At 36.7% G+C, this 21,895-nt stretch carries 25 protein-coding genes; 15 read left to right on the top strand and 10 right to left on the bottom strand.

Annotated elements, in window-relative coordinates; all coding sequences use genetic code 11:
- Positions 1 to 7: 7 nt before the first annotated feature.
- Positions 8 to 1,312 (top strand): pyrimidine-nucleoside phosphorylase, encoded by a 1,305-nt coding sequence (locus PLX19_RS22945; protein WP_272191169.1) that lies wholly within the window; start codon positions 8 to 10, stop codon positions 1,310 to 1,312.
- A 77-nt stretch (positions 1,313 to 1,389) separates the two neighbouring features.
- Complete coding sequence (gene corA / locus PLX19_RS22940) at positions 1,390 to 2,352, top strand: magnesium/cobalt transporter CorA (RefSeq protein ID WP_272191167.1); 963 nt, start codon at positions 1,390 to 1,392, stop codon at positions 2,350 to 2,352.
- A 31-nt stretch (positions 2,353 to 2,383) separates the two neighbouring features.
- Here corA and PLX19_RS22935 read toward each other — a convergent pair whose 3' ends face one another.
- Together PLX19_RS22935 and PLX19_RS22930 are read right to left on the bottom strand one after the other, a co-directional pair.
- The gene (locus tag PLX19_RS22935; protein ID WP_272191165.1) at positions 2,384 to 3,673 is read right to left on the bottom strand and encodes an NCS2 family permease; all 1,290 of its coding nucleotides are present in this window, start codon (positions 3,671 to 3,673) and stop codon (positions 2,384 to 2,386) included.
- A gap of 134 nt (positions 3,674 to 3,807) precedes the next feature.
- Positions 3,808 to 4,467 (bottom strand): SIMPL domain-containing protein, encoded by a 660-nt coding sequence (locus PLX19_RS22930; RefSeq protein WP_272191164.1) that lies wholly within the window; start codon positions 4,465 to 4,467, stop codon positions 3,808 to 3,810.
- A 161-nt stretch (positions 4,468 to 4,628) separates the two neighbouring features.
- Between PLX19_RS22930 and PLX19_RS22925 the strand changes: the two genes are divergently transcribed.
- Positions 4,629 to 5,048 (top strand): MarR family winged helix-turn-helix transcriptional regulator, encoded by a 420-nt coding sequence (locus PLX19_RS22925; protein ID WP_272191162.1) that lies wholly within the window; start codon positions 4,629 to 4,631, stop codon positions 5,046 to 5,048.
- Positions 5,049 to 5,264: 216 nt separating this feature from the next.
- Positions 5,265 to 5,810 carry a hypothetical protein gene (locus PLX19_RS22920; RefSeq protein ID WP_272191159.1) on the top strand — a complete coding sequence of 182 codons (546 nt, stop codon included), beginning with the start codon at positions 5,265 to 5,267 and terminating at the stop codon, positions 5,808 to 5,810.
- 27 nt (positions 5,811 to 5,837) lie between these two features.
- On the opposite strand, the gene PLX19_RS22915 is transcribed toward PLX19_RS22920, so the two are convergent.
- The 8 genes from PLX19_RS22915 to PLX19_RS22880 form a co-directional block, all read right to left on the bottom strand.
- Complete coding sequence (locus PLX19_RS22915) at positions 5,838 to 7,448, bottom strand: adenine deaminase C-terminal domain-containing protein (RefSeq protein WP_272191158.1); 1,611 nt, start codon at positions 7,446 to 7,448, stop codon at positions 5,838 to 5,840.
- On the bottom strand, positions 7,409 to 7,612 hold the full coding sequence (locus PLX19_RS22910; RefSeq protein ID WP_272191186.1) for a hypothetical protein: 204 nt from the start codon (positions 7,610 to 7,612) through the stop codon (positions 7,409 to 7,411). The genes PLX19_RS22915 and PLX19_RS22910 overlap by 40 nt, the downstream gene beginning before the upstream one ends.
- Positions 7,613 to 7,937: 325 nt before the next feature.
- A complete protein-coding gene (locus PLX19_RS22905) occupies positions 7,938 to 9,005 on the bottom strand; it encodes an ABC transporter permease (protein WP_272191157.1) in 1,068 nt (355 codons plus the stop codon).
- 50 nt (positions 9,006 to 9,055) lie between these two features.
- Positions 9,056 to 10,126 (bottom strand): ABC transporter permease, encoded by a 1,071-nt coding sequence (locus PLX19_RS22900; RefSeq protein WP_272191155.1) that lies wholly within the window; start codon positions 10,124 to 10,126, stop codon positions 9,056 to 9,058.
- A 12-nt stretch (positions 10,127 to 10,138) separates the two neighbouring features.
- Entirely contained in the window at positions 10,139 to 11,197 is a 1,059-nt protein-coding gene (locus tag PLX19_RS22895; RefSeq protein WP_272191153.1) for an ABC transporter permease subunit, read from the bottom strand.
- A 42-nt stretch (positions 11,198 to 11,239) separates the two neighbouring features.
- Entirely contained in the window at positions 11,240 to 12,322 is a 1,083-nt protein-coding gene (locus PLX19_RS22890) for an ABC transporter permease subunit (RefSeq protein ID WP_272191152.1), read from the bottom strand.
- Positions 12,312 to 13,193 carry an ABC transporter ATP-binding protein gene (locus tag PLX19_RS22885; protein ID WP_272191151.1) on the bottom strand — a complete coding sequence of 294 codons (882 nt, stop codon included), beginning with the start codon at positions 13,191 to 13,193 and terminating at the stop codon, positions 12,312 to 12,314. Before PLX19_RS22885 ends, PLX19_RS22890 begins: the two co-directional genes overlap by 11 nt.
- Positions 13,159 to 13,578, bottom strand: coding sequence for a GntR family transcriptional regulator (locus PLX19_RS22880; protein ID WP_272191150.1), 420 nt, complete (start codon positions 13,576 to 13,578; stop codon positions 13,159 to 13,161). Before PLX19_RS22880 ends, PLX19_RS22885 begins: the two co-directional genes overlap by 35 nt.
- A 166-nt stretch (positions 13,579 to 13,744) precedes the next feature.
- Between PLX19_RS22880 and PLX19_RS22875 the strand changes: the two genes are divergently transcribed.
- The 11 genes from PLX19_RS22875 (at position 13,745) to PLX19_RS22825 (ending at position 21,868) form a co-directional block, all read left to right on the top strand.
- Complete coding sequence (locus tag PLX19_RS22875; RefSeq protein ID WP_272191149.1) at positions 13,745 to 14,929, top strand: D-alanyl-D-alanine carboxypeptidase family protein; 1,185 nt, start codon at positions 13,745 to 13,747, stop codon at positions 14,927 to 14,929.
- A gap of 195 nt (positions 14,930 to 15,124) precedes the next feature.
- Positions 15,125 to 15,475: an anti-sigma F factor antagonist gene (spoIIAA, locus tag PLX19_RS22870; RefSeq protein ID WP_098914605.1), complete on the top strand. Its 351-nt coding sequence runs from the start codon at positions 15,125 to 15,127 to the stop codon at positions 15,473 to 15,475.
- Positions 15,476 to 15,916, top strand: coding sequence for an anti-sigma F factor (spoIIAB, locus tag PLX19_RS22865; protein ID WP_272191148.1), 441 nt, complete (start codon positions 15,476 to 15,478; stop codon positions 15,914 to 15,916). It abuts the gene before it with no gap.
- Between the two features lie 12 nt (positions 15,917 to 15,928).
- On the top strand, positions 15,929 to 16,693 hold the full coding sequence (gene sigF / locus PLX19_RS22860; protein ID WP_272191147.1) for an RNA polymerase sporulation sigma factor SigF: 765 nt from the start codon (positions 15,929 to 15,931) through the stop codon (positions 16,691 to 16,693).
- A 90-nt stretch (positions 16,694 to 16,783) separates the two neighbouring features.
- Complete coding sequence (locus PLX19_RS22855; protein WP_272191146.1) at positions 16,784 to 17,404, top strand: stage V sporulation protein AA; 621 nt, start codon at positions 16,784 to 16,786, stop codon at positions 17,402 to 17,404.
- Positions 17,397 to 17,813, top strand: coding sequence for a stage V sporulation protein AB (locus tag PLX19_RS22850; RefSeq protein WP_272191145.1), 417 nt, complete (start codon positions 17,397 to 17,399; stop codon positions 17,811 to 17,813). The genes PLX19_RS22855 and PLX19_RS22850 overlap by 8 nt, the downstream gene beginning before the upstream one ends.
- Before the next feature lie 11 nt (positions 17,814 to 17,824).
- Positions 17,825 to 18,280, top strand: coding sequence for a stage V sporulation protein AC (gene spoVAC, locus PLX19_RS22845; RefSeq protein ID WP_272191144.1), 456 nt, complete (start codon positions 17,825 to 17,827; stop codon positions 18,278 to 18,280).
- A 37-nt stretch (positions 18,281 to 18,317) separates the two neighbouring features.
- A complete protein-coding gene (spoVAD, locus tag PLX19_RS22840) occupies positions 18,318 to 19,325 on the top strand; it encodes a stage V sporulation protein AD (RefSeq protein ID WP_272191143.1) in 1,008 nt (335 codons plus the stop codon).
- Between the two features lie 158 nt (positions 19,326 to 19,483).
- The gene (spoVAE, locus tag PLX19_RS22835; RefSeq protein WP_272191142.1) at positions 19,484 to 19,834 is read left to right on the top strand and encodes a stage V sporulation protein AE; all 351 of its coding nucleotides are present in this window, start codon (positions 19,484 to 19,486) and stop codon (positions 19,832 to 19,834) included.
- 5 nt (positions 19,835 to 19,839) lie between these two features.
- Positions 19,840 to 20,418: a stage V sporulation protein AE gene (locus PLX19_RS22830; RefSeq protein WP_272191141.1), complete on the top strand. Its 579-nt coding sequence runs from the start codon at positions 19,840 to 19,842 to the stop codon at positions 20,416 to 20,418.
- On the top strand, positions 20,396 to 21,868 hold the full coding sequence (locus PLX19_RS22825) for a spore germination protein (protein ID WP_272191140.1): 1,473 nt from the start codon (positions 20,396 to 20,398) through the stop codon (positions 21,866 to 21,868). Before PLX19_RS22830 ends, PLX19_RS22825 begins: the two co-directional genes overlap by 23 nt.
- Positions 21,869 to 21,895 lie beyond the last annotated feature (27 nt).

Here is a 21,895-nt window from a genome sequence, read left to right as displayed (position 1 = left end):
GTTTACAATGAGAATGGTGGACCTAATTGCGAAAAAGCGTGATGGCAAAGCATTAACGACAGAAGAAATTAATTTTATCATTGAAGGGTATACAAATGGTAATATTCCAGATTACCAAATGAGTTCACTGGCAATGGCAATTTTCTTCCAAGATATGAACGAGCAGGAACGTGCTGATTTAACGATGGCGATGGTAAATAGTGGAGATACAATTGATTTATCAGCGATTGAAGGCGTAAAAGTAGATAAGCATTCAACAGGTGGTGTTGGTGATACAACTACACTTGTATTAGGTCCATTAGTAGCTGCTCTAGGTGTACCAGTTGCGAAAATGTCTGGTCGTGGTCTTGGGCATACAGGTGGTACGATTGATAAACTAGAAGCAGTCCCAGGATTCCATGTAGAAATTGAAAACGAGGAATTTATTCGTCTTGTAAATGAAAACAAAATTGCTGTTATTGGGCAAAGTGGTAATCTAACACCTGCTGACAAAAAGTTATATGCACTTCGTGATGTGACGGCAACGGTAAACTCTATCCCGTTAATTGCCAGCTCTATTATGAGTAAAAAAATTGCAGCTGGTGCGGATGCAATCGTTCTTGATGTAAAAACAGGTGCGGGTGCATTTATGAAAACGGATGAGGATGCGAAGCGATTAGCAGAGGCGATGGTTCGTATTGGTAACAATGTTGGACGTAAAACAATGGCTGTTATCTCTGATATGAGTCAGCCGCTTGGTGAGGCAATCGGTAACGCTTTAGAAGTGAAGGAAGCGATTGATACATTGCAAGGAAAAGGACCAAAAGACCTAGAAGAGTTATGTTTAACACTTGGAAGTCAAATGGTATACTTAGCTGGACAAGCTTCTTCTTTAGAAGATGCACGTGAAAAGCTACTTGAAGTGATGAACAATGGCAAGGCATTAGAAGCGTTTAAAACCTTCCTAGCAGCACAAGGCGGCGATGCTTCTGTTGTTGATGATCCAATGAAACTTCCGCAAGCGCAATATAAGATTGAAGTGGAAGCAAAAGAAGATGGCTATATATCTGAAATTGTCGCAGATGAAATTGGTACAGCAGCGATGCTTCTTGGTGCAGGACGCGCAACGAAAGAATCTGAAATTGATTTAGCAGTTGGTCTTATGCTTCGTAAAAAAGTTGGCGATAGCGTAAAGAAAGGCGAATCACTTGTAACAATTTACGCAAATCGTGAAAATGTAGAAGATGTAAAACAAAAAATTTACGAAAACATGAAGGTATCTGCGGAACACGTCAATGTACCGAAGTTAGTACACGGTATCGTCGAGAAATAAAGTGACAATTTGTCCACGAATCATGAGATAAAAAAGCTAAGGAGTTTTCTCCTTGGCTTTTTTTGCATATAATAATAATGGGTGAAATTATGATAAGAATTTGTGCAGTAACAAAAGAAAATGAAGTATTATATGACGTGTCATTAGAAGAAACGAAGCGAGAAGATATCGTATGGTTTTGGCTGGATTTATGTAAACCGACGAAAGAAGAGTATACATATATTTTACAAGATTATTTTAAATTCCATCCCCTTGCGATTGAGGATTGTTTGGAGTACGTGCAGAGACCGAAAGTGGATTTTTATGAAGGATATAATTTTTTAGTACTTCATGCTTTTAGTGAAGAGGGACTCGAGCCTCATGAAATTGATATATTCGTTAGCGATCAGTTTGTTGTATCTTTTCACTTTTCGCATAATAAGGCGATTGAACGAGCTTGGAATAAACTTGGAGAAAAACAGCGTGTAAAGAGAAGTACTCTTCATGTGACTCATATGATTATTGACCAAATTGTCGATGATTATTTTGCTCCGGTATATTATATTGAAGATCATTTAAATGCTATTGATGACAATTTAACAGGAGATACAGCTGGTGCTGTATTAGAAGAGGTATTTGATATTCGTTCTGATTTATCAAAATTACGACGAACAATTGTACCGATGCGCGATTTATTATATCGTATTTTAAATTCAACGCGCTTTTATGGTGCAAGTGACCATGAAATTTATTTTAAAGATATTCACGATCATCTTTTAAAGCTTGCTGAAATGATTGAAGCAAGCCGAGAGTTGACAGCTGATATTCGCGATAGCTACTTCTCGCTTAACTCTCATCATATGAATAATATTATGAAGACATTAACGGTTTTTTCAACGATTTTCATGCCGTTAACATTTATAGTTGGTGTATATGGAATGAACTTTGATCATATGCCAGAGTTAAAGTGGGAGTATGGCTATTATATTTGTTTAGCCGTAATGGCGTTTATAGGTGGCGGAATGATGGTCTGGTTTTATAAGAAGGGCTGGTTTAAATAATAAAACGCCGGGAATTCCCGGCGTTTTTGCTTTAGCCAATGGCATGCAGTACAAACATGGCTAAGAAGAGACATGTGATAACATAAAGCGGTTTTGCAACTTCTTTATGTTTACCAAGTGCTACTTTTAAGATTGGATATGCAATGAATCCAAAAGCAATACCATCAGCAATGCTATATGTGAGCGGAATCATAACGATGATTAAAAATGCTGGAAATCCTTCTGAAAAATCGTTCAGAGGAATTTGTTGAATGTTTGTAATCATTAAACCGCCAATAATAATTAAGATCGGAGCGATTGCGCTATCTGGAATTAATTTTACAAATGGCAAAGCAAATAATGAGGCAAAGAATAATCCGCCAGTGACGATAGACGTCAGACCTGTTTTGCCGCCCGCTGTAATACCAGCAGCACTTTCTATTGTAGAAACAGTTGGACTTGTGCCAAATAGACCGCATGTCATCGCTGAAATTGCATTTGCTTGATACGCACGAGGGAATTTACGCTGATCTTCTAATAAACCGTGCAAAAGTCCCATGTTTTCAAAAATGAGTACCATACTTAATGAGAACGTTGCGATTAAAAACGGTAAAGAAGTTAGTTTCCCAAACGACATTGCGCCAAAAACATTCCCATAGTTTGCAAATGAAAATGAGCTATTACCAACTTGACTTGTATCAACAATACCAAACAACCAAGAGATTCCTGTTCCAATTGCAATCGTCCATAAAAAGTTTCCACGTACGTTACGAATAAATAAAACTAAAGCAACGATAAGAGTAAGCAGTGTTGCTAGAACAACTGGACTACTTAATTTCCCTAATGCAACAGCAGTATTCGAATTCGCAACAACAAGGCCGCCTTTTTGCAAGCCGATAAACGCTAAAAAGAGTCCGATACCAACAGTTATCGCTTCTTTTAACGATTGTGGAATTGCGGCTGAAAGTGTGCGAGCAATTGGTGTAAATGCGGCAACCATAAAAATAATACCAGCGACAAATACCGCTGCTAATGCTTCTTGCCAAGTTAAACCAAGCGTATGCACAGCTGTGTACGTAAAAAACGCATTTACTCCCATACCTGGTACAAGAATCGCCGGTGCATTTGCCCAAAATGCCATCAATAGACATCCGACAAATGAGCTGAATACTGTTGCTAAAATTCCTGCTTCAAGAGGAATGCCGGCATCTGATAAAATGGATGCATTCACAATCATAATATAAACAATCGTGAAAAATGATGTTACACCAGCAAGTATTTCTTGTTTTGGTGTTGTGTGATGTAAGTCTAATTTAAATGTTCTTTCGAGAATTCCTTTCATGTTAAACCTTCTTTTTCATATCCCTCTCCCACCCGTGATATCCCTATGTAAGGTTCACCGTCTATTATTATATCAAAACAAAAGTTTTTTACAACAATTAAATGAGAACGTTTTCTTTTTTGCTAGACATACAATTACATATAAGTAAAAACAGCACGTACAGTTGAAATAACTTCTATTTCACCTGATTGAATAGGGGGAGCACCGCTATGAACAGCAGAGTAAGCAACAAATTCCCGAGGCATATGAGAAGACTCTTCAACGAGAGAAAGAGGAATAGGATTTATATTTAGATTATATGTACTAGCAATTGTCCTTGCTTTTTCTTGAGCGTTTTGCACAGCGAGTACTAATGCTTGTTTGTAGTAAGCATTAGGTCCAGAAACGCGAAATACAAGTCCCCTGGCGACGTTAGCTCCGTTTGTTACAGCTGTTTCATATACTTCGCCTGCTTTTTGTACATTAAGCACAATAACTTCATATAAATGCTCAACTTGATAACCTCTCAATACAGGCTTTTCGTTTATGTATTCATATTGAGGTGTAATGGTGTAAGAAAGTGTCTTAATATTTTGCTCTGTAATTCCAAGTTGCTTTAAAGCAGCAAGTAAATTAGCAGAAAGAGCAGCATTTTCTGCTTGTGCTTGTTTTATATTTTGATCTTCAGTACGAACACCGATTGTTAAGACGACAACATCCGGTTTTGCTTTTACGACACCTTCACCTTGTACAGTAATCGTTGCTTCTTTGCCATTACGTAACTCATGTGGATAAGAGGGCATGCCCATTTGCATGATTGTTCACCTTCCTTTCTTTATTTATATGAGAGAAGGGTGTCCAATTTTTCCTTAAATTTAGAAATATAATAGAAAATCTAAGTAGAAAGAAAATATATACAATTTAGGTATTCATGCATTATAATATGTGTAAATATTATAAAAAAGGATCGAGAACAGTGAACGAAAAACGAGAAGCGCTTATTTTAAACTTATCTACTTCCTTTCGGAGAATGCTTCGTTTATTACAAAGTGATATTAATGAACTTTTTTCTGAACATATGCCATGGAATGAGTTTTCTGTACTGCGTGCGTTATATTGGAAAAGCCCGCAAATGGCATCGCAAATTGCAAGTGAAGTGGATGTTACATCCAGTCATATTACAGCGGTTACAGATCGTCTTGCTCGTAAGGGGCTCGTAATGAGAAAGCGATCTAATTCAGACAGACGCATTGTGTATTTAGAAATTACCGATAGCGGGCGAGAAGTTGCTGAAAAACTTGAAAATGTCCGAAAAGAATATTATAGAGAGAAGTTTCAGGGCTGGAGCGACCAGGAAATTGAAATGGCGTTAGATCTCTTCGATAGAGTCCTATGAAAATAGAAAAGCAAAGATTGCTTTTCTATTTTTTTATGTGTAAATACATATAAGTTGAAAAATAACATAACCCCTTTTTTTAGGGTGGACGAGAGCATCTGGTCGCGCATAGAAGTGACTTATATGTCAAAAAAATTAAATATTACAGAATAGACAATCTGCATAAAAATATCCTCCTATTCCTATACTTTACGTATATGGAATAGGAGGCAGACAATGAAGCGTATTGTTTTGTTTGGAATTATCAGTATATGTTTATTATGTTACGGCACTGAAATAAGTGCAGCGTCTCCCAATCAAATTGTCCAAAAAGAACTGGAATATATCTCAAGTCATAACCCTGTTTTATATTCAAAGTTATGGATGAGTTCGATGCAAACAACTGTATTATTTCATCATAATGATCGTATTCATCATCAAGATACTTTACATAATATAAAGCACTCATCTCTCGTCGGTATAAAACAAATGTCGCTAACGAAAGCTTCAATTTATATGCCGCGAGTTTCTCAATATGTATCAAAATTCGGAAAAGAAAATGTACAAGTATACTACTTAGCTGTGCAGTATGATGTAAAAAAAGAAAACACCTATCAAATGAATGGGACGAACTACTTCATACAAGTATTTGTACGAGAGTATGGAGATTGGAAAATTGCTGAAAGTATTGTCGCACCGACAGATCAAATTGTGACAAATGGTAATGGATTCGGGACAGATGAGGAGAAGAACTATAGTGAAAGAAGAAAGAATGTAAAATAGCCTCCTAAGAGGCTATTTTCACATTGTTTATCTTACAAAATAGTCACTCTTCACTCTCTTAACCGGAGAAACAACCACATTCTCTTTAATAGAATATACTCCTTCAGCTGTTAAGCGTACCGCTGGTAAATGGGTCGATGTCAAAAAGAACATCGTATATAATGGATCGATATGCTGATGTCCTCTCTCCTTCAGAAGTTGTACAAGTCTTATCGTTTTTGAAATCAGTTCATGCATGGATAACTTGCTCATTTTCCCTCCAAGCGGTAATTCCAAATTAAATAAGGTTTCTTCTCCCTCCATTAATATGGTACCACCGCCTTGAGCGAGTAGTTGATTTACAGCTTGTATCATAATCTCTTTCTTTTGCCCTATAACAACAATATCTTGAGAGGCTGTGTAGGTTGTCGCTAGAGCATCTAGGTGATCGGCAAACCCTTTTAATATGCCGTTAGTAACCCATTTCCCCTTTTGATCAATAAGACTGACATAACAATATCCTTCTCTCGCTTCCAAGTCAATAATACCTTTCTTTAATGGCAATGATTCTAGACTTGGTTTCGTAATGACTGCATTAAGCATTTCTATTACAGGGACTTCTGGATGCTCAGTGGTCATATCAAGCCATTCTGGTTGAACGCGCCATTCCATATGTATGGGCTCAAATTGCAATTGCTTCCAATCACATACAGGAAATGAGTTTAGGAGCTGTCTGTTTGTCACAACCAGCTGCCCGTTTGCGATTACCTTGATCGGAGAAGGCTTGCTAATATCCTCGAGAAATAGAATATCCGCGATTCGTCCTGGAGCGATTCCGCCGATTTGTTGATCCAATCCATAATACGTTGCAGGGTTTAAAGTGGCCATCCGATAAGCGACATGGAAAGGGACGCCATTATCAAGAGAAATCTTAATAAGATAGTCCATTAGCCCATGCTGAAGAAATGGGGGCATAGAGCCATCCGTTGTTAACATAAGTCTTGAAGCGGAAGAAAAATCAAAGTCGCGCTCTTGTAAATCTTTAATTAAGCCTGGCAAATCAGGACGTATGGAGGAGTGGCGCAAAGTTGCATACATGCCTAAACGAAGTCTTCTCATTACTTCTTCTCCATTGATAGCTTCATGACAGGCCGTAACACCGAGTGCTGCCAAAGCATTTAAGGTTTCACTAGAAGCTCCTGGGTTATGCCCTTCAATTCTTTTGCCGAGCCTCCGTGCTTCTGCTATTCCTTCTAGTATTGTTTCATCACCAGCCAGGGCAGCAGGCCAAGCTGTCAATTCACCAGCTTGTATAATCTGTTTGTGGCGAAGTAAATTGACCAAGCGCTCAGTCGTGAATTTCGCTAACATATCCGGGTGGTTGCTTTGCGGATCCATCCTTGCCCACCAATAATTTTTGACAGGCAAATGACTGCTATAGTCTAATAAATATTCAAAGCCTTTCTGATCTGCATTTAAATAAAATATTAGATTATCATTCACTAAAGTCGTTGTACCTAAGCTTAAAGCGAATTCTCCAAATGACGTAGGATTATAATACTGATACGGATGTGCGTGAGGTTCGATGTATCCTGGAACTAACGTAAAGTTGGATGCATCTATAATTTGTGTTTTCTCATCAACTTGCGGTTTCTGCATTCCAACATAAGCAATACGTTCTCCATACAAAACGATATCTTTTTTTCTAGCTCTCCTGTGTATACATTAAACACAATTCCTCCTGTAATCCAAACTGTTGCCGGATGTTTCCCCCTTGATACCTCTATCAGTTTCCACAATGTATTCCTTTCAATGTATCTCATGTAAGTTTCCCCCTGATCTGCTTTTTTCACGCTCAGAATTACTTTAGTTCAAACTGAAGTATCTAAAAATTCAGTCTTATCTATTTTTATATTTTACTATAAAGGGTGATCACATTGTAGACCGTCTTTTCTTCTTCTGTTTTTTGGTAGGTTAAATCTATGCCAGGCCCGCGCCGAAAACGAAGTGTAGCTCAATTTTTTAGATTCTGTTTTACATAGTGCATATGAAAACTCCTCTTTCAATTGTAAAGAGGAGGGAAGAGAGGGAAGTGTATAGAGACAAGTTTGTTCTTCGACATTCTGAAAATAGCCTCCTGACGGGGGGCTATTTTGCATATAAAGAAAGTTTATGTTTTAACATCCGTTGTAAAATGGCATATGTCAAAATGCCAAATCCTATAAAATACATATAGTGAAGTGGGATTGATTTACTGCCATCAGTGAAAACTTCGCTGCCAAGAAGTCCGAAACAAATGGAAGTACATATTGAAAAATAGATTTGAAGTTGTTGATATAGTAATATCTTTCCGTTATGCTCATTCGGTGAACGTATATATAAATAAGCTCCTAATGGAAGACAAATGAGTATATAAATTGTAGGGCTCAGTAGTGTCCAAGCAGACGGGATATGATGATAAGCAGGCCCCGCATGTACACCTCCGTATTCATCTTGTATAGCTTCTCTTTGCGGTTGATAGTCATAGTTAATGCTAAAATAGGTAAGAGGAGCTAATGTACTTGTATTTTCTATATACATGGAACCTTTACGATGGGCATTGTCATATTCTTTTTCTGATAAATCAACATGTAATACAAAGAAAGGGAACGCAAGCTGAAAAATGTAAATAGGTAAAACCATTAAAATATAACTTAGCGCACCTTGTGAAACAATATTTCCTGTAATGGTTCCGATAAAAAGAGCTAGTGTATAAACTGCAATTAATGTCAAGATTGTATAGACAAAGTATAGATGAAACGGTGTAAATGATTGATAATCGGCGTGTATCGTTGTGTTGTAGACAATATACATAAGAATCCAATTTACGCTTAGTGTACTGATAATATGAACGGTACCAAACACCCATTTTGATAAAAATATGTGTGACCGTTTAAATGGCATAGACCATAAAAAATCATTTGTTTGATTATGACGCTCCCAACCTATTAATATGACTGCTAATCCAATTAAAAGCAAGGTAGGGAAAAATGTAGGACTATCTCCGTTCAAATGATAGGAATAATAAGTATTCGTTGTTTCGCGTAAGTACTGAGCTCTGTGCAGTGCGTCTCTAAAATATCCATATGGTAAGAGATATAAGGTACTGAGCCAGAATAACGCAATGACATATTTCCCTTGCTTCCAGTTTCGCATCCATAATGCTTTATGGAACATATAATTCACCTCAATTAATAAGTATATTTGTATTGGTTAGAATAGTATCGCTATCTTCCTACGAAAGAAAATTTCCATTTTAACAGACGAGATAGAATGAGGTAAGTGATAACTCCTGTGCCTAAAAAACCGATGTAATAGCTTACCAACGAATTGATTCCTCCTAGTAAACGAGCACCAAGTAAGGCAAAGCACGTTACCGTACAAACGATAAAGAGCTTTTGTAGCTTTGGAAAAAGTAGTATTTTTCCGTTTTGTTCGTTAGGTGACCGAACATATAAATACGTACTTAATGGTAATAAGATCAGTGTATATACAATAGGGCTTATTAATGTCCAGAGAGACGGAATAGAACTAAAGTTAGGCTCAGTGATTCGTTTTCCTGTTGTATCAGTATAGGCAGACTGTGGATCGTAATTAAAATAAATTTGAAAATGTATCATAGGTGAAAAGACAGTAAGTTTTTCAGCTTTATTCATATATGCATTTTCTTGTTCATAAGTGTTAGTATACGAATTATTGGTATGAACAGAAATGAATCCAGTAATTAAAATAGGCAATACGAATGGTAAAAGAAGAGCAATTGCAGTTAAAAAGCCTTGTGATACGATATTTCCAGCAATTGTTCCGAGACATAGTGTGAACGTATAGATTGCAATGAGTACAATGGCTGCGTATAGAAAATAATAGTGAAATGGTGAAAATATTTGATACTTATTATGAAAAGTTGTTTTTTTCAAAATAGCGAAAATTCCCCAGTTCAATGCTAGAACACTAATAATATTACATACACCAAACAGCCATTTTGTAAGAAAGATATGTGTTCGCTTGAATGGCATCGACCAAAGGAGGTCGATTGATTGATTGTGACGATCCCAGCCAATGAGTACACAACCTAAAACAATAACAAGTGCACCCTGTATTACTATAGTTTCTTCAGGAAAAATATAGTGGTAATGAAAACGATAATTCCATTTCATATTATCGTGGAAATAGTTTAGTTGTTCTAAAGCTGCCAAATAATATCTGCACGATAGTAGATAGAAGTTAACGAGCCAAAATAACCATACGATATATTTACTTTGCTTATATGTTTGAAGCCACAATGCTTTTTGAAACATAGGATCGCTCCTTTAAAAAATTTTATATTTAGTAACACGAGATAGTATGAAATAAGTGATGCTTCCAAATAAAAAGAAGCCGGCGTAGTAATTCAATAATAAGCCAAAAGGATTATATAACCGTCCGCCTATTAAAGCAAAGTAAAGTGTAATTCCCCATATCCATAGCAAGCGGTGCTTTTGAAAAAGAAAGATTTTCATATTATTTTCATTTCGTGTCCGTGTAAAAAGGAATGTGCCAAGTAGAAAGCAACAAATTGTATAAAAGACAGGAACCAGCATTGCTTTGGCAGAATAATATTGATGAAATGCAGGACCTTTTAGCGTATTTTCAGTATCATCGGTACGACGATTTCTTGGATCATAATTGTAATCAATAGTAAATTTGTTTATAGGAGCGGAAATACTTGCTTTTTGATTGAATTCATAAATGACATCAAATCTTTTCTGGGAATTGCTATGATCTATTACATTCCAATGAGTAGTTAGAAAAGAGAATCCTAGTGAAAATACGCCACACCCCATAACTAGAAAAGTAGTGCTAAAAATACCTTGTGAAATAACGTTCCTTGTAGATGATCCAATACATAAGGTAGCTGTATAGATTGCAACATAAGAAACAACTGCATATGAAAAGTATCGATGAAATGGATAAAATGATTGATATTGAAAGTGAATGGTTGATTTATAAATGAGATACATAAGTATCCAACTTATGAAAAAAGAACCTACAATATGAATCACTCCAAAGAGCCATTTTGATAAGAAAATATCACGTCGCTTAAACGGCATTGCCATAAGCATATCTTCAGATTGATTTCTACGTTCCCATCCGATTAAAAGACATCCTAAAATAATTACAATAAAGGCTATCCAAAAACTATTAGAGGAATAAAAAGTATATTCATAATAAAAATTTCCTTCTGTGTGACGTTTATGATAAGAATTAAGTTGTTGCTCTGCTGCTTGATAATATTTATATGGGAAAAAGTAGAGACAACTAAGAAAGAATAGCAATATAATATATTTTCCTTGTTTCCAGTTTCGCATCCATAGTGCTTTATGGAACATGGCATTCACCTCGATTTATACGTATATTCTTAATAAATAGTATTATCTTCCGCCGAAAGAGAATTTCCATTTTAGCAAGCGTGTTAAAATTATATAACTAATAATTCCTGCTCCCAAAAAGGTTATATAGTAAATCCATAAAGCACTTATTCCAAATGTTCGCCCCGCGAGTAATGCAAAGCAAAGGACTGTACAGCCAATAAACCATTTCTGTAGCCGTGGAAACAATAGAATTTTTCCGTTTTGTTCATTAGGAGAGCGTGTATATAAAATGATCGCTAATGGTAAAAATAGAATGATATAAACGAATGGGTTCAGCAATTTCCAAACAGGTGGAATCGATATTTTCTCCATAGGGTCTACGGTAGGTGATTCCGAGATTTTATGACCGTCACGATCAAATGTCATTTCAGGATGGTAGCTGTAACTAATATGAAATTCATGGAACGGTGCAATGATGCTTACTTGTTCTAAGTAATATCTAGTTTTACTCTCAATTTTATATCGATCCTCGGTTGCCCCTCCAGTATGAACAAAAATAAATCCAGATACCAATAAAATTAAACCATAAGGAAGATATAAAATGACCGCAGTTAAAGTGCCTTGTGAAAAAATATTTCCAGTAATTGTTCCAATGAATAAGGAAAATGTATAGATAGCAATTAGCACAATTGTTAGGTAGATAAAATAAGTATGAAACGGACTAAAATCTTGATAAGCATTATGAAAAGATGCTTTTTTAATTCCCCACATACTAATCCAGCAAATAAAATTTACGGTTATAATATTGACAATGCCAAACAACCATTTTGTTAGAAAAATATCTTTTCGCTTAAAAGGCATAGAGAAAAGAAAATCCACTGATTGATTGTTGCGTTCCCATCCAATTAAAACACAAGCAAGTGCGATGAGCGCAATGCCTTGTATCAGGACAGGTTCATCTAATTGGAAATGATAGGAATAATAATATACATGATCATCCCATTTCATTTTTGATTGTCTAAACTCTGATTGTGCAGCACTATAATATTCATAAGGAAGTTTATACAAACTACTTAACCAAAAGAGTAGAAGTATATATTTCCCCTGTTTAAATGTCCGCATCCACAACCCTTTATGAAACATGTGACCCCTCCTCAAAAGCCGTAACAAATACATCCTCAAGTGACATTGGCAATTCTTCTAATAAGAGCGGCTGCTCTTTATGAAATTTTTCTAACGTAGTTGCTACATTGCCCTCGATTAAAACGGTGTATACTTTTCCGGTTTGTTGTAATACTTTCACATTACTTAAGTTTTCTAGTTTTTGTGGTAGTGAACGTTCATAAGCGACTTGAATTTTTGCATATCGCGATTTTGTATCGTCTAAAGCTGTAATTGATGCAATGGTATGATCTTTTAAAATGATGACTGTGTCTGCGATTTTTTCAATTTCATCTAAGTGATGTGTCGAAATGAGAATGGTAATTTCACGTTCTGCTACTTCTTCAATTAAAAATTGCAAGATTTGTCTTTTTACAATTGGATCAAGTCCGTTTGTTGGCTCATCTAAAATTATGTATTCTACGCCAGTAGAAAAGGCTAAGATCATTGCCAATAGTGCTTTCATTCCGCGGGAGTAGCTACGAATGCGTTTGTCTGGTAAGTTAAAACGCTCAAGTAACTCATAGAAATAGTCTGCATTGAAATTATGATAGACTGCTTTGTAAAATTTTACGATTTCTTTTACTGTGTATCCGCTTAATACATTTGTAGAGTCTGGAACGTATACAACTGTTTGTTTTACTTCAGGATGCTTGTGCACGTCAACGTCGTTATATGTAACGGTTCCTTCATCTGGAGTTAAAATCCCAACGAGTGTACGTAATAGTGTTGTTTTTCCGGCTCCATTTCTTCCGAGTAATCCGGCAATGCTCCCCTTTTTTAAAGTAAATGAAATATCTTCTAATATCGTTTGATTATCAATTGTTTTCTTTACGTTCGTCACTTTTAACATGCGTATTTCCTCCTAATTCTTTATAGTATGAATCAATCCAATCATGAATTTTTTCTTTTGAAATACCAAGATACGAAGCTTCTAGTAACAATTGATGGAATTGTTTTTCTACCATAGCAATTTTCCTTTCATCTTGTGCGGGAGTAATGGATTGCGAGACGAATGTCCCTTTACCACGCAGCGTTTCAATAATTCCTTGTCGCTCTAATTCTTGATAAGCCTTACTCACTGTGTTTGGATTAATTACAAGTGAAGAGGCAAGTTCACGAACGGAAGGGAGTTTATCGTTAGGTTCGAGCATCCCTTTTAGAATTAGCTCTTTAACATTATGAACAATTTGTTCCCATATCGGAGTGTTGCTTCTTGGATCTAGTTGAATGTGCAAGAGCAAAGTCTCCTTTCTGAATAAAAGTATGAGTGTACTAATAGTTGTAATACACTTAATACAATATATAGTACATGATAACTTGTCAACTGTATTTTTAGAAAATTATGGTATAAAAACCCTCCGTTTGGAAAAAATAGGTGTGATATAGAATGGAGGGTTAGTCATGAAGCGATTAATAGGAATACTTGTTTGTTTCATGTTATTGCTTTCCGCTGTTCCAGTTGGTTTTGCACAATCTGAGAAAAAAGAAGTGGAAGCGGAAACAAAACCGAAATTGGCGGAACAAGCATCGTCAGCAATTGTGATTGAGCAGGATACAGGGAAGGTTTTATTTGAAAAAAATCCAAATGAAAAGTTGCCGCCTGCTAGTATGACAAAAATTATGACCATGTTGCTCATTATGGAACAAATTGAAAAAGGAAAATTAAAACTGACAGATAAAGTAAGAGCGAGTGAACACGCAGCTTCTATGGGAGGTTCACAAATTTTCCTTGAGCCTGGTGAAGAAATGTCAGTTGATGAAATGTTAAAAGGAATTGCCATTGCATCTGGAAATGACGCATCAGTTGCCGTTGCTGAACACATCGCTGGATCAGAAGAAGGATTTGTAGATAGGATGAATAAAAAAGCAAAAGATTTAGGACTAAAAAATACTCATTTTCAAAATCCAACAGGTCTTCCGGCAAAAGATCATTATTCAACGGCATATGACATGGCAGTTATGGCAAAGGAATTGATGAAATATCCATTAATCCGTAAATATACAGGGAAATATGAAGATTATTTACGTGAAGATACGGATAAGAAATTTTGGCTTGTAAATACAAATAAGCTTGTTCGTTTCTATCCAGGTGTTGACGGTGTGAAAACAGGGTTTACAACAGAAGCAAAATATTGTTTAACAGCATCAGCAGAACGAAATGGGATGCGTGTTATTTCTGTCATTATGGGCTCTCCAACATCAAAGGAACGAAATGCAGAAGTAACAAAGCTTCTGGATTATGCATTTAGTCAATATATGACGAAAAAGATGTTTACAAGAGGGGAAAAAATTCAAACGGTAAAAGTAGGAAAAGGAAAAAAAGAAACAGTGGACTTAGTAGCTTCTGAAAATGTTTCTCTTCTAATGAAAAAAGGAGAAACAATGAAGAATATTAAAAAAGAGGTAGTTGCTGAGGAGAAGGTGAAAGCTCCAATTAAAAAAGGAGATGCCTTAGGTACACTTGTTATAAAAAAAGGTAATGAAGTGCTACTCAAACAAACCATTGTTGCCAAAGAAGATGTGGCAGCAGCGAGTTGGTGGGAGTTATTTAAACGAAGTTTTGGGATGTTTTCGACATCGAAATAGCGGCAATATAGTTGCCGCTTTCTCTTTTGTTCATTTTACTGTGATTTCGATAGTGAGAGATAGTTCTTGAAGGTTCTTTTTATGACGAAATAGTACTTCTTTTGTCAGGTGGAAGGATTCTACATTTATTTTAGAGAAAAACTTCTTATATATTTTGCGTGTATACGCGAATTTTGAATGTAAGGAGGAAATAGAGTGAGTCTTTCCATCCATTTAGAAGTAAAGCGTGACGTCTTATGTGTTCGTTTAGCAGGCGAACTAGATCATCATACTGCCGAAGAGTTGCGAGCGAAAGTAACTGATATGATTGAGACGCATCATGTTCATCATATTATTTTAAACCTAGAGCAATTAGCATTTATGGATAGTTCTGGCCTTGGTGTTGTATTAGGAAGATATAAACATGTCAAAAGCTTAGGCGGCGAAATGGTTGTTTGTGCAATTTCTCCTGCTGTAAAGCGCTTATTTGAGATGTCAGGGCTATTTAAAATTATTCGTTTAGAAGAAAATGAAGCGCATGCGCTCGCGACATTGGGGGTGGCATAGATGAGAAATGAAATGAACCTTCAATTTTCAGCGTTAAGTCAAAATGAATCGTTTGCTCGCGTTACAGTTGCTGCTTTTATCGCGCAGCTTGATCCAACGATGGAAGAGTTAACGGAAGTGAAAACTGTTGTGTCTGAGGCAGTAACGAATGCCATTATCCATGGATATGAAGGGAATCAAGATGGCGTGGTGTATATTACGGTTATTTTGGAAGATGGTATGGTAAAGTTAACAATTCGTGATGAAGGGATTGGAATTCTAGATTTAGATGAGGCAAGGCAACCCCTTTTTACAACAAAACCCGAATTAGAGCGTTCTGGAATGGGATTTACCATTATGGAAAATTTTATGGACGAAGTAGAGGTTATTTCTAATGAATCTTTCGGGACAACGATCCATTTGACGAAGTATCTATCAAAAAGCAACGCTCTATGCAATTAAGGAGAATTGCCTATGGACATAGAGATCAGAAACGAAAAAGGAAAAGGAAAAGGGCAGTTAAAGGATCAGGAATTAAAAGAATTAATTAAAAGAAGTCAACAGGGCGACCAAGGAGCGAGAGATTTAATTATACAAAATAATATGAGGCTTGTTTGGTCCGTTGTACAACGCTTTTTAAATCGCGGTTATGAGCCGGAAGACTTGTTTCAAATTGGCTGTATTGGGTTGCTAAAGTCTGTCGACAAATTTGATCTATCTTTTGATGTAAAGTTTTCAACATATGCAGTTCCAATGATTATTGGAGAAATTCAACGTTTTTTACGTGATGATGGAACAGTGAAGGTAAGTCGTTCTTTAAAAGAAACAGGAAATAAAATTCGTAAAGTGAAAGATGAATTATCAAAAGAATATGGCCGTGCACCGACAATTACCGAAATAGCAGACGCGTTACAATTAACACCAGAAGAAGTTGTAATGGCGCAAGAAGCAAGTCGAACACCGTCGTCGATACATGAAACGGTGTATGAAAATGATGGTGATCCTATTACTATTTTAGACCAAATTGCGGATCGTTCTGAAACAAAGTGGTTTGATAAGATTGCGTTAAAAGAAGCAATTCGTGAATTAGATGAGCGTGAACGATTGATTGTATATTTGCGGTATTATAAAGACCAGACACAATCGGAAGTAGCAGATCGTCTAGGGATCTCTCAAGTGCAAGTATCAAGGCTAGAAAAGAAAATATTAAAGCAAATGAAGGAACGAATAGGCGAATAGTCTATTCGTTTTTTATTTTAAAAAAGTTGTATTAGAAAAATTTCCAATATCCATACTACAACTACGAGGAATAGTTAAGAGGTGATTGGAATGGAGCAAACGATATATGTAAAGATGAGGAATCGTCTGCAAGTGTCGCCTGCTTATGAGATTAAAATTGGTGACGTTGCACAAGTAGTTGGAGAGTCACATATTGTAGATGAGATAAAACGACAGGTTATTTACAAAATTACAAAGAAAGATAAAACGCATGTTGTAATTGATGTGATGAAAGTGATTCAGAGTATTCGGCAGTATTCTAGCAGTTTAGAAATTAATTTGCTCGGTTCAGCACAAACGATTGTTGAAATTGTATATGAAAAAAAACAAGTAAATCCAGTTTTTTTTGGAATGGTGTGGTTATTACTGTTTGTAGGAGCGGCTCTTGCAATTATTTATTTTCATGAAGATGTTAGTATGCAGCAAGTGCATCAACGTTTGTATTACATGATTACAGGAGAAAGTAACAAAAAGCCGCTTTTATTTCAAATTCCATATTCGTTAGGACTTGGACTTGGAATGATTCTTTTTTTTAATCACGTATTTCAAAAGCGTATTAATGAGGAGCCAAGCCCATTAGAAGTTGAAATGTTCCAATACCAACAATCTCTCGATCAATATGTAATGATGAGTGAAAATAAAGAAATGATAAAGAACATCCAAAATGATTGAATATATTGGGGTAATCTTTATTGGATTTTCTGGTGGCATTGCTGTTGGAGGAGGATATGTTGCATTTTTAACTGTATTAGGTGTGATTCCAAGGCTTGCTCAGTTAACGAAAAGTAATCATCGTGTGCAATTTTATGAATGGGCTGTTGTGAGCGGTGCACTAGGCGGTACGTGGTGCAGTTTACGGGATGTTACATTGCTTGCTTCACCATATTGGCTTTTGCTTCTTGGCTTGTTATGCGGCACATTTATCGGAATGCTTGCTGCTGCTTTAACAGAAGTGCTGAATGTACTTCCAATATTGGCAAAACGTGTTGGGGTTGATGGGAAAATTGTTATTCTTCTTATCGCACTTGTTCTTGGTAAGGTAGTAGGATCTTTATTTCATTGGATTTACTTTGTGAAATAGGAGGTATGTCAGTGGCACTGCATAAATTAAAAGACGATTATACGAATAATGTGAAAGCGTATCATCCAAAACCTAACTATATGATGAATTGTATAAAGGCTTTTGTTGTGGGAGGACTTATTTGTACATTAGGAGAGGCTTTGATGAAGATGTATATACACTATTTTGATTTTACGGAGAAAAATGCGGGAAATCCCGCAATCACAACACTAATATTACTGTCGGCCATTTTAACAGGACTTGGTGTATATGATAAACTTGGACAATTTGCAGGAGCTGGGGCAGTAATTCCAGTAACTGGATTTGCAAATTCAATGGTGAGTGCAGCAATGGAACATCGTAGCGAAGGGATTGTTCTAGGGATTGCCACAAATATGTTCAAGATTGCTGGAAGTGTAATTGTATTTGGTGTTGTTGGGGCGTATGTTGTAGGTCTCATTCGGTATACATGGAAGCTCCTCCAATGAAGGAAGTTTCAGTTAATGTAAGTAAAGGAGAAGGTAGATGAGATTAACTGGGAAGCAAACGTGGCTATTTCAAAACGATGTATATGTGAATGCGACGGGGACGGCTGTTGGACCGGATGAGGCAAAGGGGCCGCTTGGAGATAGTTTTGATATTACATATGATGATTTGCATTGCGGAGAAAAGAGCTGGGAGTTAGCGGAAAGAAGGTTAATGAGAGAATCGATTCAACAAGCATTACGAAAAAAAAAGATGCAAGCATCTGATATTGATTTTTTTTTAGCTGGAGATTTATTAAATCAAACAGTTACGGCAAATTATGTTGCAAGAGAGCTTGCAATCCCATTTTTAGGCATGTTTGGAGCGTGTTCCACGTCGATGGAGACGTTAGCTGTTGGCGCAGCATTTATTGATGGTGGATTTGCAAATCGCGTGTTAGCAACAGTGAGTAGTCATAATGCCACCGCTGAACGGCAATTTCGTTATCCAACAGAGTATGGAGGACAAAAGCCAACTACAGCGACATTTACCGTTACAGGAGCTGGCACAGCTTTAATTAGTCGTGAAAGAAGTGCAATTAAAGTCACATCAGCAACTATTGGAAAAGTTCAAGATTTAGGTATAACAGATCCGTTTGATATGGGCTCTGCAATGGCTCCTGCTGCAGCTCATACAATTAGGCAGCATTTTGAAGATTTAAATCGAAGTGCTGCCGATTACGATTTGATTGTAACTGGTGATTTATCGGGAGTTGGAACACCAATTGCGCGGCAGCTTTTGTTAGATGAGGGTTATGATCTAGGGAATGTTTATAATGATTGCGGTTTAATGATTTATAGAGATGACCAGCAAGTATTTGCGGGAGGAAGTGGCTGTGCTTGTTCCGCAGTTGTAACATATGGACATTTAATGAAAGAAATGGAAAAGGGGAATTTCGAGCGAATTTTTGTCGTCGCAACAGGTGCTTTATTAAGTCCGATTATGATTCAACAAAAAGAATCGATTCCAACGATTGCACACGGTATCGTATTTGAAAGAATAAAGTGAAACTTCCATAATTTTTGGGGCTTCATCCCAAAATTATGGTTAGTTGAACCAATCGGGTTTTTACGGGCAGTTATCCCCCACCTATCTTCTTCGTTTTTCTCTCAATCTGGAGGTGGGTGCTTACTGCCCGTTAATGCGGGATAAAAGGGGTGTAATATGTGGAATTTATATATGCGTTTTTAGTTGGAGGAGCAATTTGTGTTGTCGGACAACTCCTGTTAGATTTTACGAAATTAACACCTGCACATGTTATGGCGATTTTTGTAGTAGTTGGTGCTGTTTTGGATGGTTTTGGTATTTATGACAGACTGATTCAGTTTGCAGGGGCGGGAGCGACTGTCCCGATTTCAGGTTTTGGTCATTCTTTATTGCACGGGGCAATGGAAGCGGCAGAAAAGTATGGTTATCTTGGGATTGGAATGGGAATGTTTAAGTTAACATCTGTTGGAATTTCAGCAGCGATTTTGTTTGCATTTTTAGCAGCACTTATTTTTAAACCGAAAGGATAAATAAGATGAGAAGAAGGGTTATTTTGGTGACAGATGGAGATGAATATGCGCAGCGAACAATCGAGTTACTGGCAAAGGAGTTTGGGGGACGATGTATTTCGGCATCGCAAAGTAATCCAACGAAATTAACAGGGAGAAAGATTGTTGAGCTTATCATGCAAACACCACATGACCCTGTTTTTGTTATGTTTGATGATAGTGGATTTATTGGGGAAGGATCAGGAGAAAAAGCATTAAAATATGTGGCAACGAACAAACAAATTGATGTGCTTGGCGTGTTAGCGGTTGCTTCGAATACGCATCATTGGGAATGGGCACGTGTTGATGTAAGCGTCGATCGAGAAGGACGATTAACTGAGTATGGCGTTGATAAATTTGGTTTGGCGGATGTTGAAATAGGAAGAATTAACGGTGATACTGTTTACTGTTTAGATGAATTACATGTTCCTATTATTGTTGGAATCGGTGATATTGGAAAAATGTACGGCAATGATGACTGGAAACGTGGGTCGCCAATTACAAAGCAAGCAATTCAATTAATTTTGGAAAGGAGTGGGTTTTATGACCAAAACAAAAAAGACTAATATACCAATTTCTTCATTTTTAAGTGACAATGAAAATTATTTGAAGCAAACAGTTGGACTTGGCGTTACCTTTGATGTGGGGATTCGTAAATTTCATATTCTAGATAAAGAAATTGGTGTTTTATTTGTGAATGGTTTATGTGACACAAACTATATCATACACATTCTCGAAGAGGCTATTGATACGAATGAAATACAAAGGTATGGAGAAGGTACAGTAAAGTTGTTAGAAAATCGTCTGATTCATCAGCAAGTAAGTAAAGTAAAGACGATGGATGATGTCATATTGCAAGTTTTATCAGGCTTAATCGTTATTTTTGTTGAGGGAGAGACAGAAGCGTTTGTAATCGATGTTCGTAGCTATCCAGGACGAACCCCAACAGAGCCGGATACGGAGAAAGTCGTTAGAGGTGCGCGCGATGGATTTGTTGAAAATATTATTGTAAACACAGCTCTTATTCGAAGACGCATTCGTGATCCTCGTTTGCGACATGAAATTATCCGAGTAGGAGAGCGGTCACACACAGATCTTTGTATCGCATATATACAAGATATTGCGAATCCTGATTTAGTAAAAATAATAAAGCAAGAGATAGAAAATATTCAAATCGATGGTGTCACAATGGCAGATAAAACAATTGAGGAGTTTCTTGTGAAACAAGGGTATAATCCTTTTCCGCTTATTCGCTATACAGAAAGACCAGATGTCGCAGCGAACCATTTGTTAGAAGGACATGTTTTACTCCTGACAGATACTTCTCCTAGTGCAATTATTACACCGACAACATATTTTCATCATGTACAGCATGCAGAGGAATTTCGGCAAAATCCTGCCGTTGGAACATTTTTGCGGTGGGTTCGTTTTGTAGGAGTTGTATTTTCGCTGTTCTTATTGCCACTTTGGCTTGCGTTTGTAATGGATCCTGCTTTATTACCAGACAAGCTAGCGTTTATTGGGCCGAATAAAGTGACCAATATACCAATCGCCTTGCAGATTATTTTATCAGAAGTAGGGCTGGAATTTCTGAGGATGGCATCGATCCATACACCAACGCCGCTGTCGTCAGCAGCAGGGTTAATTTCCGCTATATTAATTGGTCAAATTGCAATTAATGTCGGTCTGTTTGTACCAGAAGTCATTTTATATACTGCCATTTCTATGATTGGATCATATGCAACGCCAAGTTATGAATTGGGATTAGGAAATAAAATAGGTAAATTATTCCTTATCCTATGTACCGCTTTGTTTCAAGAAATAGGATTTGTTGTCGGAATGACATTGTTAATTTTATTTTTAACATCCATTAGAAGTTTACAAACACCATACCTTTGGCCGTTTCTTCCATTTGATTGGGAAGCATTGGTGAAAATTTTAATTCGCCCATCTATTTCTAGTTTGAAGGTACGTCCTAGTATCGTCCATCCTCAAAATATAAAGAGGCAAAAATGAGCAGAAGAATAAATTCTGCTCATTTTT

Origin of the sequence: Bacillus sp. BP-3, assembly GCF_028401955.1 — a bacterium.
GTDB lineage: Bacteria > Bacillota > Bacilli > Bacillales > Bacillaceae_G > Bacillus_A.
Note: the sequence above shows the minus strand (reverse complement) of the source record. Positions and strands in the feature narration are given on the sequence as shown.

Coding starts and splice junctions, on each gene's coding strand:
- PLX19_RS22890 (WP_272191152.1), bottom strand. CDS start 12,322: ATGTTTCATAAAGGGTTGTGGATGCGGACATTTAAACAGGGGAAATAT.
- corA (WP_272191167.1), top strand. CDS start 1,390: ATGGGTGAAATTATGATAAGAATTTGTGCAGTAACAAAAGAAAATGAA.
- PLX19_RS22895 (WP_272191153.1), bottom strand. CDS start 11,197: ATGTTCCATAAAGCACTATGGATGCGAAACTGGAAACAAGGAAAATAT.
- PLX19_RS22935 (WP_272191165.1), bottom strand. CDS start 3,673: ATGAAAGGAATTCTCGAAAGAACATTTAAATTAGACTTACATCACACA.
- PLX19_RS22825 (WP_272191140.1), top strand. CDS start 20,396: ATGACCAAAACAAAAAAGACTAATATACCAATTTCTTCATTTTTAAGT.
- sigF (WP_272191147.1), top strand. CDS start 15,929: ATGGACATAGAGATCAGAAACGAAAAAGGAAAAGGAAAAGGGCAGTTA.
- PLX19_RS22875 (WP_272191149.1), top strand. CDS start 13,745: ATGAAGCGATTAATAGGAATACTTGTTTGTTTCATGTTATTGCTTTCC.
- PLX19_RS22905 (WP_272191157.1), bottom strand. CDS start 9,005: ATGTTCCATAAAGCATTATGGATGCGAAACTGGAAGCAAGGGAAATAT.
- PLX19_RS22945 (WP_272191169.1), top strand. CDS start 8: ATGAGAATGGTGGACCTAATTGCGAAAAAGCGTGATGGCAAAGCATTA.
- PLX19_RS22930 (WP_272191164.1), bottom strand. CDS start 4,467: ATGCAAATGGGCATGCCCTCTTATCCACATGAGTTACGTAATGGCAAA.
- PLX19_RS22855 (WP_272191146.1), top strand. CDS start 16,784: ATGGAGCAAACGATATATGTAAAGATGAGGAATCGTCTGCAAGTGTCG.
- spoIIAB (WP_272191148.1), top strand. CDS start 15,476: ATGAGAAATGAAATGAACCTTCAATTTTCAGCGTTAAGTCAAAATGAA.
- PLX19_RS22910 (WP_272191186.1), bottom strand. CDS start 7,612: ATGAGATACATTGAAAGGAATACATTGTGGAAACTGATAGAGGTATCA.
- PLX19_RS22915 (WP_272191158.1), bottom strand. CDS start 7,448: ATGCAGAAACCGCAAGTTGATGAGAAAACACAAATTATAGATGCATCC.
- PLX19_RS22850 (WP_272191145.1), top strand. CDS start 17,397: ATGATTGAATATATTGGGGTAATCTTTATTGGATTTTCTGGTGGCATT.
- PLX19_RS22830 (WP_272191141.1), top strand. CDS start 19,840: ATGAGAAGAAGGGTTATTTTGGTGACAGATGGAGATGAATATGCGCAG.
- PLX19_RS22900 (WP_272191155.1), bottom strand. CDS start 10,126: ATGTTTCAAAAAGCATTGTGGCTTCAAACATATAAGCAAAGTAAATAT.
- PLX19_RS22885 (WP_272191151.1), bottom strand. CDS start 13,193: ATGTTAAAAGTGACGAACGTAAAGAAAACAATTGATAATCAAACGATA.
- spoVAD (WP_272191143.1), top strand. CDS start 18,318: ATGAGATTAACTGGGAAGCAAACGTGGCTATTTCAAAACGATGTATAT.
- PLX19_RS22920 (WP_272191159.1), top strand. CDS start 5,265: ATGAAGCGTATTGTTTTGTTTGGAATTATCAGTATATGTTTATTATGT.